This window comes from Spirillospora sp. NPDC049652 (assembly GCF_040675125.1).
Classification (GTDB): domain Bacteria; phylum Actinomycetota; class Actinomycetes; order Streptosporangiales; family Streptosporangiaceae; genus Spirillospora.
This window is the reverse complement of sequence record NZ_JBFAOF010001027.1, coordinates 1-2,430: the sequence shown is the minus strand read 5'-3', so window position 1 is coordinate 2,430 and position 2,430 is coordinate 1. Positions and strand designations below refer to the sequence as shown.

Genomic DNA, 2,430 nt, shown 5'->3' with positions numbered 1-2,430 from the left:
CCTGAGAAAATGGCCCGCGCCGGTGAGGGTCTCCTCCAGGTGCTCGCGCCCGGTCGGCTGCCGCAGGCCGCAGCGGCCGCAGTAGCCGTCCGCCTCGATGGCCGCCGCCCCGCAGTCCACACAGCGCGCCGCCTCGGGCGGGCGTCCGGCGGCAGGCGGACGCTCGATGGTGGGCGGGCGTTCGGTGGTGGGCGGGGGCGCGACGCCCGGACGGGGGCGGCCGCAGGTCTCGCAGAACTGGTCGCCGACGTGGACGACGTCGCCGCACCCGGGGCACGGGCGTGCGGCGTCGAAAGCGGAGGCGGACGCGGAGGCGGTCACAGCAGTGTCCTCGGGCGGACGGCGTTGGCACGGCGGACCATGGCGTGCCGGACGTCCGGCCGGTCGGCGAGCTTGGCCAGGTGCCGGTAGACGCTCTCCAGCTTGAGCCGCAGGTCGTGCTCGTCCAGCGCCGTCCCGAGGAGCTGCCCGGCGCCCTGCGGGTCGCCGCCGGCGCGGAGCCAGGCGAGGGCCGCCTCCAGCACCTCGGCGGTGAACCGGTCGCGGCGCTCGGTGTCCAGGTTCAGGCCGGTCAGGCGGCGGCCGGTGGCGATCAGCGTCCCGGGGTCGAACTCGCCCGGCGGACGGCCCCGGACGGTCGTCGCGACGGCCGCGAGCTGCGCCGACACGTAGTAGCTGGACACCCGGGGCACCGAGTCCAGCACGGCCCGCGCGCCGCTCCGGTCGCCGCCCGCCAGCCGCGTCCTGGCCAGGCCGAACGCGGCGCTGACATAGGTGGGGTCGGTGCGCCAGACGGTCTCGTAGTGGGCGGCGGCCGTGCCGGTGTCGCCCTGGAGCTCGGCGCAGAACGCCAGCGCGAGCTTCGGCGCGAGCTCGCCCGGCATGAGGTCGTACAGGTCGTCGAAGGTCGCGGCGGCCATCCCGGGCCGTCCGCCCGCCAGGTCGCGGACGGCCCGGTACCAGTCGGCGCGCCAGTCGTCCTCGTGGTCCGCGCCGAACGCCGTGATGATCTCGTCGGCGGCGGGCAGGTCGCCCAGCTCGATCGAGACGCGGGCGAGCGCGAGCCGCACCTCCGGCGACGCGGACGGCGCGCCGGACAGCGCCGCCGCCAGGTCGCCCGGGTCCCGGGCGGTCAGCCCGGCGAGGAACCCGGCGGCCGGGTCGTCCGCCGCGACCAGCGGGACGGGCAGCGCCCCGGCCGCCACCTCCGGCGTCAGCGGCCGCAGGATCGGCGCCTCGCCCTCCAGCTCGTCCTCGATGTCGGCGGCCTCGGCGCCCGCCGCGTTCTGCTCCGGCCCGAACAGCGGGGACGGCGCGGGCGGCACCGGCTTCCCCTCGGCCGACAGCACCTCGCGCAGCACCCCGGTGAGCTGCTCGGCCATCTCGGCGGCGCTCTGGAACCGGCGGGCCGGGTCGCCGTGGCAGGCGCGCCGCAGCAGCCGGTGGTAGGACTCGTTCCGCTGGAAGAGCGGGACCTCCTCGCGCGGCGGCAGGCTGCGCAGGTGCTTCTTGGTGTAGCCGCGGAACGGGAAGCTCAGCACCGCCAGGGTCCGCCCGACGGTGTACAGGTCGGACGGCACCGACGGGCCGCGCGCGGCGATCTCGGGGGCCTGGTAGCCGGGCGTCCCGAAGATCGGGCTGCCGGAGTCGAACGAGCGCCGCACCCCACCCAGGTCGATGAGCTTGAGCTGTTCCTCGCTCTGGATCGCGTTGTCGGGCTTGAAGTCGCAGTACAGCAGCCCGACGTTGTGCAGGTAGCCGAGCGCGCTCAGCACCTCCAGGCCGTAGGCGATCACCTGCGGCAGCGGCAGCGCCGCGTCCTCGCCGGCCTCCTGGCGGCGGCTCAGCAGGATGTCCTTCAGCGAGCGTCCGCCGACGTACTCCATGACGATGTAGCCGGAGCCGCCGTGCCGGACGAAGTTGAAGATCTTGACGATGTTGGGGTGCTCGACCTCGGCGAGGAACGCCCGCTCGGCCGTCGCCGCCGCCATCGCGTCGCTGTCCCCGACGTCGAGCAGGCCCTTCAGGACGACCCAGCGCCCCGACACGTTGTGGTCGCGGGCCAGGTAGATCCAGCCGAGCCCGCCGTGCGCGAGGCAGCCGAGCACCTCGTACTGGTCGCCGAGCGTGTCGCCGGGCTTCAGCTTCGGCGTGAACGAGAACGGGTGACCGCAGTTGCGGCAGAACCCCTCGGTCCGGCCGGGCTTGCCCTCGCGGGACCGGCCGACCGGCTCGTCGCAGCGGCTGCAGAACCGGCGGTTCTCCGGGACCTCCGGGTTCTCCATGATCGCGTCGGCCGGGTCCCGGTAGGGGACGGGCGGCACCTCCACCAGGCCCGCGCCGAGCCCGCCGCGCTGCCCCGGCCCCCGGGACCCGAGGGCCCCAGCACCTCCCGCGCCCTCGCCTCGGCCCGCTCGACGTCGCCGCGCT

Annotated in this window: 2 protein-coding genes; both read right to left on the bottom strand. The window is 75.7% G+C overall.

All coding sequences use genetic code 11. From position 1 onward, the window contains the following. On the bottom strand, nucleotides 1-321 hold a 321-nt coding region (locus tag AB0J52_RS36385), incomplete at its 3' end, for a double zinc ribbon domain-containing protein (protein ID WP_500187456.1). After that, nucleotides 318-2,430 (bottom strand): serine/threonine-protein kinase (locus AB0J52_RS36380; protein ID WP_500187455.1); only part of this gene is annotated, 2,113 nt, incomplete at its 5' end. The genes AB0J52_RS36385 and AB0J52_RS36380, both read right to left, overlap by 4 nt.